This window comes from Rhodomicrobium udaipurense JA643 (genome assembly GCF_000636015.1).
Lineage (GTDB): Bacteria > Pseudomonadota > Alphaproteobacteria > Rhizobiales > Rhodomicrobiaceae > Rhodomicrobium > Rhodomicrobium udaipurense.
In genome coordinates this window covers 1-13,473 of sequence record NZ_JFZJ01000003.1, presented here as the reverse complement: position 1 = coordinate 13,473, position 13,473 = coordinate 1, and the positions used below count along the sequence as shown (strand labels likewise).

17 protein-coding genes are annotated in these 13,473 nt (G+C 62.1%); 4 read left to right on the top strand and 13 right to left on the bottom strand.

The annotated features are described in order from the left end of the window. Positions 1–7: 7 nt before the first annotated feature. The 9 genes from rplB to rpsL all read right to left on the bottom strand — a co-directional run bounded on the left by rplB (position 8) and on the right by rpsL (position 7,255). Positions 8–841, bottom strand: a complete 834-nt coding sequence (rplB, locus tag T281_RS00950) for a 50S ribosomal protein L2 (RefSeq protein ID WP_037232756.1) — start codon at positions 839–841, stop codon at positions 8–10. Between the two features lie 28 nt (positions 842–869). Continuing rightward, positions 870–1,163 (bottom strand): 50S ribosomal protein L23, encoded by a 294-nt coding sequence (locus tag T281_RS00945; protein WP_037232753.1) that lies wholly within the window; start codon positions 1,161–1,163, stop codon positions 870–872. Further along, positions 1,160–1,780, bottom strand: a complete 621-nt coding sequence (gene rplD, locus T281_RS00940; protein WP_037232749.1) for a 50S ribosomal protein L4 — start codon at positions 1,778–1,780, stop codon at positions 1,160–1,162. Before rplD ends, T281_RS00945 begins: the two co-directional genes overlap by 4 nt. Beyond that, positions 1,781–2,491, bottom strand: a complete 711-nt coding sequence (rplC, locus tag T281_RS00935; RefSeq protein ID WP_013420553.1) for a 50S ribosomal protein L3 — start codon at positions 2,489–2,491, stop codon at positions 1,781–1,783. Between the two features lie 161 nt (positions 2,492–2,652). Further along, positions 2,653–2,961: a 30S ribosomal protein S10 gene (rpsJ, locus tag T281_RS00930; protein WP_013420552.1), complete on the bottom strand. Its 309-nt coding sequence runs from the start codon at positions 2,959–2,961 to the stop codon at positions 2,653–2,655. 64 nt (positions 2,962–3,025) lie between these two features. Further along, positions 3,026–4,216, bottom strand: a complete 1,191-nt coding sequence (gene tuf / locus T281_RS00925; protein ID WP_037232743.1) for an elongation factor Tu — start codon at positions 4,214–4,216, stop codon at positions 3,026–3,028. A 75-nt stretch (positions 4,217–4,291) separates the two neighbouring features. Next, positions 4,292–6,367: an elongation factor G gene (gene fusA / locus T281_RS00920; protein ID WP_037232740.1), complete on the bottom strand. Its 2,076-nt coding sequence runs from the start codon at positions 6,365–6,367 to the stop codon at positions 4,292–4,294. Positions 6,368–6,394: 27 nt separating this feature from the next. After that, positions 6,395–6,865, bottom strand: coding sequence for a 30S ribosomal protein S7 (rpsG, locus tag T281_RS00915; protein WP_037232737.1), 471 nt, complete (start codon positions 6,863–6,865; stop codon positions 6,395–6,397). Between the two features lie 18 nt (positions 6,866–6,883). Next, positions 6,884–7,255: a 30S ribosomal protein S12 gene (gene rpsL, locus T281_RS00910; RefSeq protein ID WP_013420548.1), complete on the bottom strand. Its 372-nt coding sequence runs from the start codon at positions 7,253–7,255 to the stop codon at positions 6,884–6,886. Between the two features lie 401 nt (positions 7,256–7,656). On the opposite strand from rpsL, the gene T281_RS00905 reads away from it, so the two are divergent. Beyond that, the gene (locus tag T281_RS00905; protein ID WP_037232734.1) at positions 7,657–7,896 is read left to right on the top strand and encodes a hypothetical protein; all 240 of its coding nucleotides are present in this window, start codon (positions 7,657–7,659) and stop codon (positions 7,894–7,896) included. Here the strand turns inward: T281_RS00905 and T281_RS17270 are convergent. Beyond that, entirely contained in the window at positions 7,878–8,549 is a 672-nt protein-coding gene (locus tag T281_RS17270; protein WP_052036885.1) for a phosphatase PAP2 family protein, read from the bottom strand. The genes T281_RS00905 and T281_RS17270 overlap by 19 nt on opposite strands. Before the next feature lie 12 nt (positions 8,550–8,561). Beyond that, entirely contained in the window at positions 8,562–9,386 is an 825-nt protein-coding gene (locus T281_RS00895; RefSeq protein ID WP_037232731.1) for a DUF1345 domain-containing protein, read from the bottom strand. 174 nt (positions 9,387–9,560) lie between these two features. On the opposite strand from T281_RS00895, the gene T281_RS00890 reads away from it, so the two are divergent. From T281_RS00890 to T281_RS00880, 3 genes are all read left to right on the top strand, one after another. Then, positions 9,561–10,400: an SDR family NAD(P)-dependent oxidoreductase gene (locus T281_RS00890; RefSeq protein WP_037232835.1), complete on the top strand. Its 840-nt coding sequence runs from the start codon at positions 9,561–9,563 to the stop codon at positions 10,398–10,400. Then, positions 10,397–11,185 (top strand): 3-deoxy-manno-octulosonate cytidylyltransferase, encoded by a 789-nt coding sequence (kdsB, locus tag T281_RS00885; protein ID WP_037232724.1) that lies wholly within the window; start codon positions 10,397–10,399, stop codon positions 11,183–11,185. The genes T281_RS00890 and kdsB overlap by 4 nt, the downstream gene beginning before the upstream one ends. A 180-nt stretch (positions 11,186–11,365) precedes the next feature. Further along, positions 11,366–12,013 (top strand): histidine phosphatase family protein, encoded by a 648-nt coding sequence (locus T281_RS00880; RefSeq protein WP_037232719.1) that lies wholly within the window; start codon positions 11,366–11,368, stop codon positions 12,011–12,013. Here T281_RS00880 and yddG read toward each other — a convergent pair. Then, positions 12,010–12,942, bottom strand: coding sequence for an aromatic amino acid exporter YddG (gene yddG, locus T281_RS00875; RefSeq protein WP_037232716.1), 933 nt, complete (start codon positions 12,940–12,942; stop codon positions 12,010–12,012). The two genes, T281_RS00880 and yddG, sit on opposite strands and share 4 nt — an antisense overlap. A 156-nt stretch (positions 12,943–13,098) precedes the next feature. Further along, positions 13,099–13,473: ParB-like protein (locus tag T281_RS00870; RefSeq protein WP_037232710.1), on the bottom strand; the 375-nt coding region annotated here is incomplete at its 5' end.

Genomic DNA, 13,473 nt, shown 5'->3' with positions numbered 1-13,473 from the left:
GCGGCCTCTACTTCTTCTTCACGTGGCGGGCGCGGACGATAAACTTATCCGTGCGAATGTTCTTACGGGTACGATTACCCTTGGTGCCCTTGCCCCACGGGGTGACGGGATGACGGCCACCCGAAGTGCGCCCTTCACCACCGCCGTGCGGATGGTCAATCGGGTTCATGGCTACGCCGCGAACGCTCGGACGCTTGCCGAGCCAGCGGTTGCGGCCCGCCTTGCCCAAACTCTGGTTCGAATTGTCGGGGTTTGACACGGCACCAACGGTAGCCATGCAATCCGCCTGAACCATGCGCATCTCGCCCGAGTTGAGGCGAAGAATTGCCATGCCCTGGTCGCGACCGACGAGCTGCGCATAGCAGCCTGCGGAGCGTGCGATCTGGCCACCCTTGCCGAGCTTCAACTCGACATTGTGGATGATGGTGCCGATCGGCATGTTGGCCAGCGGCATCGCGTTGCCGGGCTTCACGTCGACCTTGTTGCCAGAGACGACCTTGTCGCCAACATTCAGGCGCTGCGGCGCGAGGATGTAGGACAACTCGCCGTCTTCGTACTTGATCAGCGCGATGAAGGCCGTCCGGTTGGGATCGTATTCCAGCCTTTCGACCGTCGCCGCGATATCGAACTTGCGCCGCTTGAAGTCCACGAGGCGGTAGTTGCGCTTGTGACCGCCGCCGCGACGCCGCGAAGTGATGCGACCGTGCACGTTCCGACCGGCGCTTTCGGCGCGCCCCTCGGTCAGCGCCTTCACCGGCTTGCCCTTCCACAGCTGGGAACGGTCGACCAGCACGAGCTGGCGAAGACCCGGCGTTATGGGGTTGAATTTCTTTAATGCCATGGCGAATGCGCCCTTACCGAAGTCTGCCTTACAGCGTTGTCGTTATATCGATCGTTTGGCCCTCTTTCAGGGTCACGATCGCTTTCTTGAAATCGCTCTGCTGGCCTTTGACGCCCTTGAACCGCTTGACCTTGCCCTTGCGGATCAGGGTGTTGACGGCCAGTACGTTGACATTGAAGAGACGCTCAATAGCCTCCTTGATGTCGGGCTTCGTTGCGTCGATCGCCACCTTGAACACCACCTGGTTGTTCTCGGAGACCAGCGTGGACTTCTCGGTGATGATCGGCGAGCGGATCACGTCGTAGAGTTCTTCTTCCCTCATTTGAACCGCTCCTCCAGCGCTTCGAGCGCCGCGCGGGTCAGCACGAGCTTCTCCCGGCGCAGAATGTCATAAACATTGATGCCCTGCACCGGCAGCACATCCACGTTCGGAATGTTACGCGCGGCGAGTGCGAAATTATCCTGCAACACCGCGCCGTCGATAATCAGCGCATTCGACAGGCCGAGGCCCGCGAACTTGCCGCGAAGCTGCGCGGTCTTGGCCTCGGGGACTTCAGCCTTGTCGAGCACGACGAGCGCATCCGACTTAGCCTTCACCGAGAGCGCATGCTTCAGCGCCAATGCACGCACCTTCTTCGGCAGGTCATGCGCGTGGCTGCGCGGGACCGGTCCGGCGGTGCGACCACCACCGCGAAACTGGGGCGGCTTGTCGTTGCCGTGGCGGGCCTGGCCGGTGCCCTTCTGCTTGTATATCTTCTTGTTCGGACCGTTCACTTCGCCGCGTGCCTTGGCCTTATGCGTGCCAGCCTGGCGCTTCGACAGCTGATAACGGACCATACGCTGCAGAATGTCCGTGCGCGGCTCGAGCGCGAACACTGCATCGTCCAATTCCACGCTTCCTGCATTGGAAGCGTCAAGGGTGATGACTTCCGCCTTCATTTATGCCCCCGCTCCCGCAGTCGCGGTGTCGTTGTTGACTTTGCGGAACGCGCCCGGAACGGGGACGTCCTTCGGAAGAGGCTTCTTCACGGCGTCCTTGACCATGACCCAGCCGCCTTTTGCGCCGGGAACGGCGCCGCGGATAAGGAGGAGACCGCGTTCGACGTCTGTCCTCACCACCTGCAGGTTCTGCGTGGTGACGCGATCGACGCCCATATGACCGGCCATCTTCTTGCCCTTGAAGGTCTTGCCCGGATCCTGACGGTTACCGGTCGAACCATGAGAGCGGTGCGAGATCGAAACGCCGTGGGTAGCGCGCAAGCCGCCGAAGTTCCAGCGCTTCATCGCGCCGGCGAAGCCTTTGCCGATGCTCGTGCCGATTACGTCGACGAACTGCCCGGCCAGAAAATGATCCGCAGTCAGCTCCGCGCCGACCTCGATGACATTTTCCGGCGTCACGCGGAACTCGACCACTTTCGCCTTCGGCTCAACCTGAGCCTTCGCAAAATGGCCACGCTCGGCGCGCGTCACGTTCTTGACCTTCCGCGACCCCGCGCCGACCTGAATCGCCGTGTAACCGTTCGCTTCCTGCGTCCGGTGCGCGATCACCTGGCATTGATCGAGTTTCAACACCGTAACGGGCACATGTTCGCCCGCCTCGGTGAAGATTCGCGTCATGCCAACCTTCTGTGCCAACAATCCCGATCGCATCGGTCTGCCTCAGTTTCCTTCGCCGCCATCGAAAGCGGCTGAATCCTTTGTTCAACTCCCGCCATCCGCTCCTGCGGTCGGCGTATCCAACGTGCTGCGCGGGCTTGGCCCAATTTCCCGCTATCGGGGGCGCAGCGTCATAAAACCTTCAGCGACACGCGCTAAAGCTTGATCTCAACATCCACGCCCGCCGCGAGGTCGAGCTTCATGAGCGCATCAACCGTCTGCGGAGTCGGATCGACAATATCGATCAGGCGCTTGTGGGTGCGCATTTCGAACTGCTCGCGGCTCTTCTTATCGATGTGCGGCGAGCGGTTAACGGTGTACCGCTCGATGCGTGTCGGGAGCGGGATCGGCCCGTGCACATCCGCACCCGTCCGCTTCGCGGTATTGACAATCTCCTTCGTGGAGGCGTCGAGCACGCGGTGGTCGAACGCCTTCAGCCGGATGCGAATGGTTTGGCCTGCCATATCAAACTCCCAATAGAAGAGGCGCTCCGTTTTTGGAGCGCCCGCTCCGTCGTCCCTTTAATAATTACTTAATGATGCTGGCAACCACGCCGGCGCCGACAGTACGGCCACCCTCGCGGATAGCAAAGCGAAGCTTTTCTTCCATGGCGATCGGCACGATCAGCTCGACTTCCATCGAGACGTTATCGCCCGGCATCACCATTTCGGTGCCTTCCGGCAGCTGAACCACACCCGTCACGTCCGTCGTACGGAAGTAGAACTGGGGGCGATAGTTTGTGAAGAACGGCGTATGACGACCGCCTTCTTCCTTCGTGAGAATGTAGGCTTCCGCCTTGAACTTGGTGTGCGGCGTGACCGAGCCGGGCTTGCAAAGCACCTGACCGCGCTCAACCGCTTCGCGGTCGATACCACGGAGCAGACAGCCCACGTTGTCGCCAGCTTCGCCCTGATCGAGCAGCTTGCGGAACATCTCAACGCCCGTGACGATCGACTTGACGGTCGGCTTGATGCCAACGATTTCGATTTCTTCGCCGACCTTGATCACACCGCGTTCGATACGGCCCGTCACCACCGTGCCGCGTCCCGAGATCGAGAACACGTCTTCGATTGGCATCAGGAACGGCTGGTCGCGCGGACGCTCGGGCAGCGGAATATGAGCGTCGACTTCTTCCATCAGCTTGATGATCGCTTCGCGGCCGAGTTCACCAGCATCGCCATCAAGCGCGGCCTTGGCCGAGCCCTTCACGATCGGGATGTCGTCACCCGGGAAGTCGTACTTCGAGAGCAACTCGCGGATTTCGAGTTCGACGAGTTCAAGCAGCTCCGGATCGTCCAAGAGGTCGACCTTGTTCATGAACACGACAAGCGCCGGAACGCCGACCTGACGGGCGAGCAGGATATGCTCGCGGGTCTGGGGCATCGGGCCGTCGGCGGCGGACACGACGAGGATCGCTCCGTCCATCTGGGCGGCGCCGGTGATCATGTTCTTCACGTAGTCGGCGTGGCCGGGGCAGTCGACGTGCGCATAGTGACGGTTGGCGGTCTCATATTCGACGTGACTGGTCGAGATCGTGATGCCGCGTGCCTTCTCTTCAGGCGCCTTGTCGATCTGGTCGTAAGCCGTAAACGTCGCGCCGCCGGTCTCAGCCAGCACCTTCGTGATCGCGGCCGTCAGCGACGTCTTGCCATGGTCCACGTGACCGATGGTGCCGATGTTCAGATGCGGCTTGCTGCGCGAGAATTTTGCCTTGGCCATGTGGCTCTCCGTTCTTCCTCTTTCATCCCGAACTAGAGACTAGGTCGGTCTAAAGCTCCTGACTTTGTTGCCCTATCAGGCGAATTTCGCCTGCACTTCCTCTGCCACGTTTTGCGGAACCTGCGCATAGTGGTCAAACTGCATGGTAAACTGCGCGCGCCCTTGGCTCATCGAGCGAAGAGTGTTCACATAACCAAACATGTTCGCGAGCGGAACCATGGCATTGATCACCGTGGCGTTGCCGCGCATTTCCTGGCCGAGGATCTGGCCGCGACGACCGGTCAGATCGCCGATGACGCCGCCGACGTAATCTTCCGGCGAAACGACTTCGACCTTCATGATCGGCTCGAGCAACTTCGGGCCGGCCTTCTGGGCACCTTCACGGAAGGCGGCGCGGGATGCGATTTCGAACGCGAGCACGCTCGAGTCCACTTCGTGATACGCGCCGTCGATCAACGACACCTTGAGGTCGAGCATCGGGAAGCCCGCGAGAATGCCGTTATCGAGCACGCTGCGAACGCCCTTTTCGACGCCGGGAATATATTCCTTCGGGACCGAACCGCCGACGATCTTCGACTCGAAAGCGAAGCCGGCACCCTGTTCCTGAGGCTCGATCACGATCTTGACGCGCGCAAACTGACCGGTACCGCCCGTCTGCTTCTTATGGGTGTAGTCAACTTCCTGCTTCCGCGTGATCGTCTCGCGATAAGCCACCTGCGGCGCGCCGACGGTCGCTTCGACCTTGAACTCGCGACGCATGCGGTCGACAATGATTTCGAGGTGAAGTTCGCCCATGCCCTTGATGATCGTCTGACCGCTCTCGATGTCGCTCGTGACGCGGAAAGACGGATCTTCCTGAGCGAGGCGGTTCAACGCCATGCCCATCTTTTCCTGGTCGGCCTTCGTCTTCGGCTCCACCGCGACCTCGATCACGGGTTCCGGGAACTCCATGCGTTCGAGGATCGCCGGCTTCAGCGGGTCGCTAAGCGTGTCGCCCGTGATCACATCCTTCAGCGACGCGATCGCGACGATGTCGCCCGCGAACGCTTCCTTGATGTCTTCGCGGCTGTTCGCATGCATCAGAAGCATGCGGCCGATACGCTCTTTCTTGTCCTTGACCGTGTTGATGAGCTGCATGCCCGTCTCGACGCGGCCAGAATAAATGCGACAGAACGTGAGCGAGCCGACAAAAGGGTCGTTCATGATCTTGAACGCGAGCATCGAAAGCGGCTCATCGTCAGCCGACCTGCGAACGGTCTCCTCGCCTGTCTTGACGTCAATCGCCTTGATCGGCGGGATATCCACCGGCGACGGGAGATAGTCGAGCACGCCGTCGAGCAAAGGCTGCACGCCCTTGTTCTTGAAGGCCGAGCCGCAGAACACCGGATAAAAGGCGCTCATAATCGTGCCGCGGCGGATCAATTCTTTCAGCTTCGCCTCTTCCGGCTCAACGCCGTCGAGGTAAGCTTCCATGGCTTCGTCATCAAGCTCGACAACCGTTTCGACGAGCTTGTGACGATAGTCCTTCGCCTTGTCGAGCAAATCGGCGGGGACATCGTCATCGCGGAAGCTCGCACCGAGAACGTCTTCGTCCCAGATCACGGCCTTCATGCGAATGAGGTCTACGATACCCTTGAAGTCGCTCTCGGAACCGATCGGAAGCTGCAACACGAGAGGCTTCGCACCGAGGCGCTCGATGACCGAGTCGACGCAGGCGTAGAAGTCGGCGCCGATCTTGTCCATCTTGTTGACGAAGATCATGCGCGGCACGTTGTATTTGTCGCCCTGGCGCCAGACGGTCTCCGTCTGCGGCTCCACGCCCTGGTTGGCGTCGAGAAGCGCGACAGCGCCGTCGAGCACGCGAAGGCTGCGCTCGACTTCGATGGTAAAGTCCACGTGACCGGGCGTATCGATGATGTTGATACGCTTGCCCTTCCAGTAAGCGGTCGTCGCGGCCGACGTGATCGTGATGCCGCGCTCCTGCTCCTGCTCCATCCAGTCCATCGTCGCGGCACCATCGTGCACCTCGCCGATTTTGTGGCTCTTTCCCGTGTAATACAGGATGCGCTCAGTCGTGGTCGTCTTACCAGCATCAATGTGAGCCATGATGCCGATATTGCGATAGTCTTCGATGGGAGTTTGACGCGCCATGACCAAGCCTTTGCCGTCTCTAATTCTTTACCAACGGTAATGCGAGAACGCGCGATTGGCTTCAGCCATCTTGTGCGTGTCTTCGCGTTTTTTTACTGCGGTGCCGCGGTTGTTGGCGGCATCCAGCAATTCGCCGGAAAGCCGCTCTTCCATCGTATTTTCATTGCGTCCGCGCGCAGCGGTGATGATCCAGCGGATCGCCAGCGCCTGACGGCGTTCGTTTCTCACTTCCACCGGCACCTGATAGGTCGCACCACCGACACGGCGGGAGCGAACCTCGATGGCCGGCTTCACGTTGTTCAGCGCCTCGTGGAACATTTCAATTCCATCGCGCTTCGCCTTTTGTTCGATGCGGCCCAGCGCGCCATAGACGATCGTCTCGGCGGCCGACTTCTTGCCCTCGAACATGAGGCTGTTCATGAATTTCGTGATGACCACGTCCCCATACTTCGGGTCCGGGATGATCTCGCGCTTATCAGCTCTGTGCCGACGTGACATTGCTTAAAATCCTCAGTCTTACTTCGGCCGCTTCGCGCCATACTTCGAACGGCGCTGCCTGCGCTTCGCCACGCCCTGCGTGTCGAGCACGCCACGGATAATGTGATAGCGCACACCCGGCAAGTCCTTGACGCGACCGCCGCGGATCAGCACCACCGAGTGCTCCTGAAGGTTATGGCCTTCGCCGGGAATATAGCTCGTCACTTCGAAGCCGTTCGTCAGACGGACACGCGCCACTTTACGCAGAGCGGAGTTTGGCTTCTTCGGCGTCGTCGTATAGACGCGCGTGCAGACGCCACGCTTCTGCGGGCACTCCGTCATCGCCGGCACTTTGTTTCGCTTGACCGGCGCGACGCGCGGCTTGCGGATCAATTGCTGTATCGTTGGCATCAACGCTTCCAAATCAAACGGCGTAGGGACCGGGGACGGAAATTTCCGCCTTCCAGTCCGATGAAGACGAAAAGACTTCGGAGGCATTGCCTCTTGGGTCTCGGGAATAAGGTTGTCCGGTGTCTTCGCGGCAGTGTTTAAGCGAAAGCACGCTTCAGCGCGCGAAAACTGCTTACGACCTGCCACCAGAGTGTGCGCAAAATAGGGGCGTGGGCTTGGGCCGTCAAGCTCAAATTTGGTTTATTTTCGGCCGTTTGCTCATCTTTCGTTTCGTGTTGCCGCGAAGAACGAATTTCGCACCCGCGTTAATGCCATTCGTAAAAAGCCAAGCTTCGGCAAATCCATTTCGGAACACCGGACGGGCGAACGCATTCCGTGTGCATCGGAAAGGAAGCTCCGCCATGACCGACCCGACGCCTCACACGACACATCGACCCCACCATCCCGCGCATCACGAAACGCGGCATAACGAGGAAAAAGCCGCGCGCTTCGAGAGCGGCGATTTCTCCGGCGAGCCACCGCTCCGCAAGAGGCGCGAATTTGGCAGGCCGCACGCGCTCGTGGTGATCGGAACCGCGCTTTCGCTCGTTGCGCTCGCGGGGTTCATCCTGCTTCCGTATCTCTATAAAGCGTCCGGCTGAGTCTTGCCGATGCTTGCGGCGGCGAGTCCCGTCACGAAGCCGAGCACGGCCCCCGCGACGATATCCGAAAACCAGTGATATGTCGCGCCGAGAAGGCCGATGCCGACGAGCGCCGTCGCGATCACGCCCACAAACCGTAGCTTCGGCCAGAGGCGCCAGACCGCCCCCGCAAGGGCTGCAATCACAGTCGTGTGGCCGGATGGGAAAGAGGCGAAGCCTCGGCTGTCGGTCAACGGGAAGAAGCCGTAGACGCCATTCGCGAACCAGGACGGATTGTTGTTCACCCACGTCTCCGGCCAAGTGCGGCCGAACAGGATCTTCAGTTGAACGGCGAGCGCCGCCGAGACCACGATGGCGAGCGAAAGGCGCAGCATCTCATCTTCGCGCGCGGTCAGCGAGCCGCCGCGCAGGTAATTTCGCGTTGCGATAAGGGCCAGGATGATAGCGGCGGCGGGCGCGAGCGGCTTTGCGATGTACGTCAGCGCCACGAAGAACGGATCACCGTAGTATTGTGGCCGGAGCAGCCCCGCGATTTGACGATCGACGAAGAAAAAGCCGAAGACGACGATTGCCGCCACCACGCCGAGACCTGCAACGAAGCGGATGAGACACGCCCTCCGCCTCGCCTGAAATTCGACCGTCACCGCGTCCATGCGCTGCACTCCTCATCCTGTCAGGCTCGCCGCTATATTTACAGTCAGGGCTAATACGGCCGTGTTGAAGAAAAATGACACCACGGCGTGCAACGTGACAAGGCGGCGGAGCGCGTGCGATTTGACCAGCGTGTCGGACGTCTGCGATGCCGCCCCGATGGACGTCGCAAAATAAAGGAAATCCCAATAGTCGGGCCGTTCGCAGCCGGGAAATTCGAGGCCGCGCCCCGCGTCACTGCCTGGATCGGGGCGATAGAAGGCGTGGGCGTAATGCAGCGCGAACGCGATCTGCGTCACGCTCCACGAAATGATGAGGGTGACCAGCGCAAGCGCCGCCAGCGCCATCTTTTCTTTCGCGCTCGTCTCGGGAAGTTTGGCTTCAAGGCCGACCGCCATTATGGCCGCGAAGCTCGCGGCGATGGCGAGGAGGATGATGGTGAGGATGACAAGGCGACTGTCGTCGCGGCGTGCGGCGCGCTTCTGAATCTTCGCCGCATCGCTTGTGAAATCGAGGCGAAGCGCGAGAAAAAGATAGGTCAGGCCGCCGAGATCCCACGTGATGGCGGCGCGCACTGCAAGCGCGAGGCTGTCCGGCAGAAGACCGTAGGCGAGCGAGCCGACCAGAACCGCGCTGTAAAACCTCGGCCTGATCGAGAGCGATTCCCAGAATGAAACGGGGTGATACCACCCGCGCCTGCGGGCATGGTGAAGCCCCGCGCGGTTTGCTTTCTCCGGCAGGCCTTCCCCGCCGCTTTCGGGCGACGTGGCGGCGGCGTCCGCTTGCGCGCCGCCGCCCTTCAGCGCCCTTCGTCTGGATCGCGCACGGGAAGACGTCATGGCTGACCACTCGTGGCTGTTTCCCCGCAACGCTTATCATGAGTGCGTGTTTTCTTCATCAGCATCGAACAGGAAAAGCCAAGCCTTTCCTTCGCTCACTGCGTTTCGCGCGGTTGCCGCATCCCTCGCTTTTCGGCACTGTTGACGGCGACGGGGAAATTACGGGGAAGCGATATGGAAAACGTACGGGGCCGCACGGTCCTTGTAACGGGAGCATCGGCGGGCATCGGCAGGGCGTTCGCCAAGGTTTTCGCGGCGAAGGGCTGGAACGTCATACTGACCGCGCGCCGCCTCGACCGGCTCGAAGCTCTCGCCGCCGAGATCGAGACGAAATACAAGGTCGGCGCAATCGCCATCGAGCAGGATCTGGCCGCGCCTGACAGCGTGGAGAAGCTCGTCGCCGCGATCAGCGACCGGCGCGTTCTGACGGTAGACGGCCTCGTGAACAACGCGGGCTACAGCGTTCCCGGCCATTACGCAAAGACCGCGTGGGCCGATCAGGACCGCTTCCTGCGCGTCATGGTCACCGTGCCGTGCGAACTCGCGCATGTGCTGCTTCCGCCCATGGTGCAGCGCCGCTTCGGACGCATCATCAACGTGGCCTCCGTGGCAGGGCTGATCCCCGGCGCGGCGGGTCACACGCTTTACGGCGCATCGAAGGCGTTCCTCATTCGCTTCTCGGAATCGCTGCTTCTCGAAAATCGCCGCGCGAACGTGCTCACGACCGCGCTTTGCCCCGGCTTCACTTACACCGAGTTCCACGACGTGATCGGCACGCGCGACAAGGTGTCGAAATACGGCAAGGCGTGGTGGTCCACTTCGGCGGAAGTTGCGGTCGCTGGATATGATGGCGTGATGGCGGGCAAGCCCGTGGTCGTCGTTGGACGCCGCGCGAAGCAGATTTCCGCGCTCATGAAAGTCTTGCCCGAAAGCGTCGCGCTTGGCATGGTTGGCCGTCAGTCGAAGACCTTCCGCTCGGAGGAACCGGGCACTTCAGGTAACGAGCCATCATGACCGCCGCCATCGTCATTCCGGCACGATACGCGTCTACGCGTTTCCCCGGCAAACCGCTGTGCCTCCTTTCCGGCATCTCCATGCTTGAGCGCGTCTGGCGCATAGCGTCGAGCGTGAAGCAGGCGTCGCGCGTGGTCATCGCCACCGACGACGAACGCATCCGCGAGCACGCGCTGGCCTTCGGCGCCGAGGTTGCACTCACCTCGCCCGACTGCGCGAACGGCACCGAGCGCGTGCACGAGGCGGTTGGCCGCGCCCATATCCGCGAGGACATCATCCTCAATCTTCAGGGCGATGCGCCGCTCACGCCGCCCTGGGTGCTGGAAGCGATGATCGACGAGATGATTATCGACCCAGCGCCAGAGATCGTGACGCCCGCCGTGCGCCTTCGGGGACCGGCGCTAGAAGAATTTCTTGCCCACAAGAAAGAGCGTCCGGCCACCGGCACGACGGTCACATTCAACTTGCGCCGCAACGCGCTCTACTTCTCGAAGGCCGTAATTCCGCACATCCGCACGGAAGGACACGGCGGGATTTACCGGCACATCGGTCTGTACGGCTATCGCAAGGCCGCGCTCTCGCGTTATGTCTCGCTCGCGCCCACGCCGCTTGAACAAACCGAACAGCTTGAGCAACTCCGCGCGCTGGAAAACGGCATGACGGTGCGCATCGCCGTGGTGGACTATCGCGGCCGCACGCATTCTTCCATCGACGCGCCGGGTGACGTGCCCGTCGCCGAGGCGATCATCGCGCGCGAGGGCGAACTCGTGCCCGCGCTTCGCTGAAACGGGGCGGCGGGCCGCAGTCAACTTTTCCGCTCCCCGCTTTTCGTAAGGCGCAGCTCCTGCTACGTTTGGAGCGCCGGCGGCTGTTTGGCCGTCCAACGACAGGCTGGCACTGGCATTGATTTGACAATTCCGCGATTCGGGCGAAGCCGGTCGCGGCGTGTCCGGAGGGCATGCGTGATGCTTCTTATTCTCGCTCGGCATGGCAACACCTTCGAGGCGGGCGAAAAGCCTGTCTGGGTGGGCGCGCGCACCGATCTGCCGCTTACGCAAAAGGGCCGCGAACAGGCGGCCGCGCTGGGCGAGGCTCTGAAGCCGTTCGCGCCGCGCATCCGGCGCATCGCCGCGGGGCCGCTCGCACGCACCCGCGAGCATGCGGAAATCGCCGCAGCGACCGCTGACTTGTCCGCGCCTGTGGACATTGACGACCGCCTGCGCGAGATCGACTACGGCGACTGGGAAGGCAGAAGCTCGGAAGATATCGAAGCATCCGGCGGCGCGGCCGAGCTTGCAGCGTGGGACGAGCGCGGCGTCTGGCCGATTTCCGCCGGGTGGCTGCCGTGCACCTATGCCATCGACGCGAGGGCGTCGGCATTGGCGGGCGAAGCCGCGCGCGATGCGGAGGCGGGCGACGCCGCGCTGTTCGTGACGAGCAACGGCGTCCTGCGCTACTTCCTCAAGCTCGTGCCCGGCGCGTTCGAGGCCGCCGTCGTGGAACGCACTCTCAAGGTCGCGACGGGCCATGTCTGCGCGCTTCGACTTGAAGGCGACGCGTGGGGTGTCGTGCTGTGGAACGTGAAACCGGGCGAACTTGCCGCCTTGCTTTAATCCATCGCTGAAGCCGCTGTGGGCGCGTGCCGCACTCCGCGCATCGTCCGCAGCGCGTCGCGGCTGGCCAGAATGGCGCCGCCGGTGATGAGAAGCGCCGCCACCCAGAGCGAAGGCTTCGACGGGCCAAGCCCGGTGGCGGTCAAAAGAGCCGTCGACAGAAGCGGCGAGAAATAGGCGAGCACGCCGAGCGTGCGCAGGTCGCCGTGCTTGCAGCCATAGTCCCAAACATAGAAGGCGAGCCCGATCGGCCCCGCGCCGAGCGCCAGAATCGCGAAAAGCTGCAAGCCGGGCGCAGGCATCACGAAGTCTTCGAGCGCGAGATGCGCACCCCATGCCAGCACCGCCGTGCCAAGGCAATAGACCGAAACGGCCGCGCTCGGCACGCCGCGAAACAGCCGCGTCAGAACCGAATAGCTCGACCATGTCAGCGCAGCCGTCACGGCCATCGCATAGCCGAACGCGTTGCCGCCGAGCGACAGCGCCGCGCCGCCGGTGATCGCGAGCGCGGCCCCGGCGAACGCCATCGACACGCCGGAGATATGCCAGACCGTCAGCTTTCCCGCCGAAGCGCGCGCGGGCAGCATAGTGGAAAACATCACGATCAGCACCGGCCAGAGATAATTGACGAGGCTTGCTTCCACGGCGGGGGCGTTCTGCATCGCCAGGAAAAACGCGAAATGATCAACGAAGAACGCCGCAACGCCGAGTGCCACCGGCTGCCAGCCAAGCGCGCCGAGGCCGCGCCGCGCGGACGGGTTCGCCGCCAGCCAGACGAAGCCCGCCAACGCGCCGATGGTGAAGGTGAGCGCGACGAGTTCCAGCGGCGGGATCGCGCCCGCAAGTACCGTCAGCGTGGGCAGCAGCGCCCAGAGCGGAATGGCGAGGACGCCGATGGCGGTGGCTTTACCGCCGCTCGTTATGGGCATTGGGATGGTCCTGAGATCGATGCGCGGAGATACCAGATGCGGCTCGACGCTGTGGTTATCAGGCTGATCTAGTCGCCCGCGAGCCGATGAGGCAATTGAAAACGGCTTCGAGATACCGCGCGAAATTCGCCTGAATAACGGCAGGCCGCCAGAGCACTACGCGCCGTTCGCGTGCCAGCCGGGCAAGTCTCGCGCCTCGCTGCGGCCGGCAAGTTCCAAAGCCGGAGCAAGCGCCGTCTCGAACTGCGTCTCCACCTTGACGCGCTCGATCCGCCGCCGCAGAAAATCGGCCCACAGAAATTCGCTGAACGGCGTCCTGTCCTTCGAATACGCTCCCTCACGCCGCAGCGCTCCCGCAAGGCTGCGGAAGGGGTCGTCGATCATGTCGTCGATCCTCGGCGGGATGTCGTCATACTCGCGCCGATGCCCTTCATCGTCGAACGGGTGCAGAAGGCCGAGGCTGTCCATGACCTCGAAAAACGCGCCGTTGTCGATGTCTCGGAAGTCGAAAACCGGCCTCACCGGCACTTC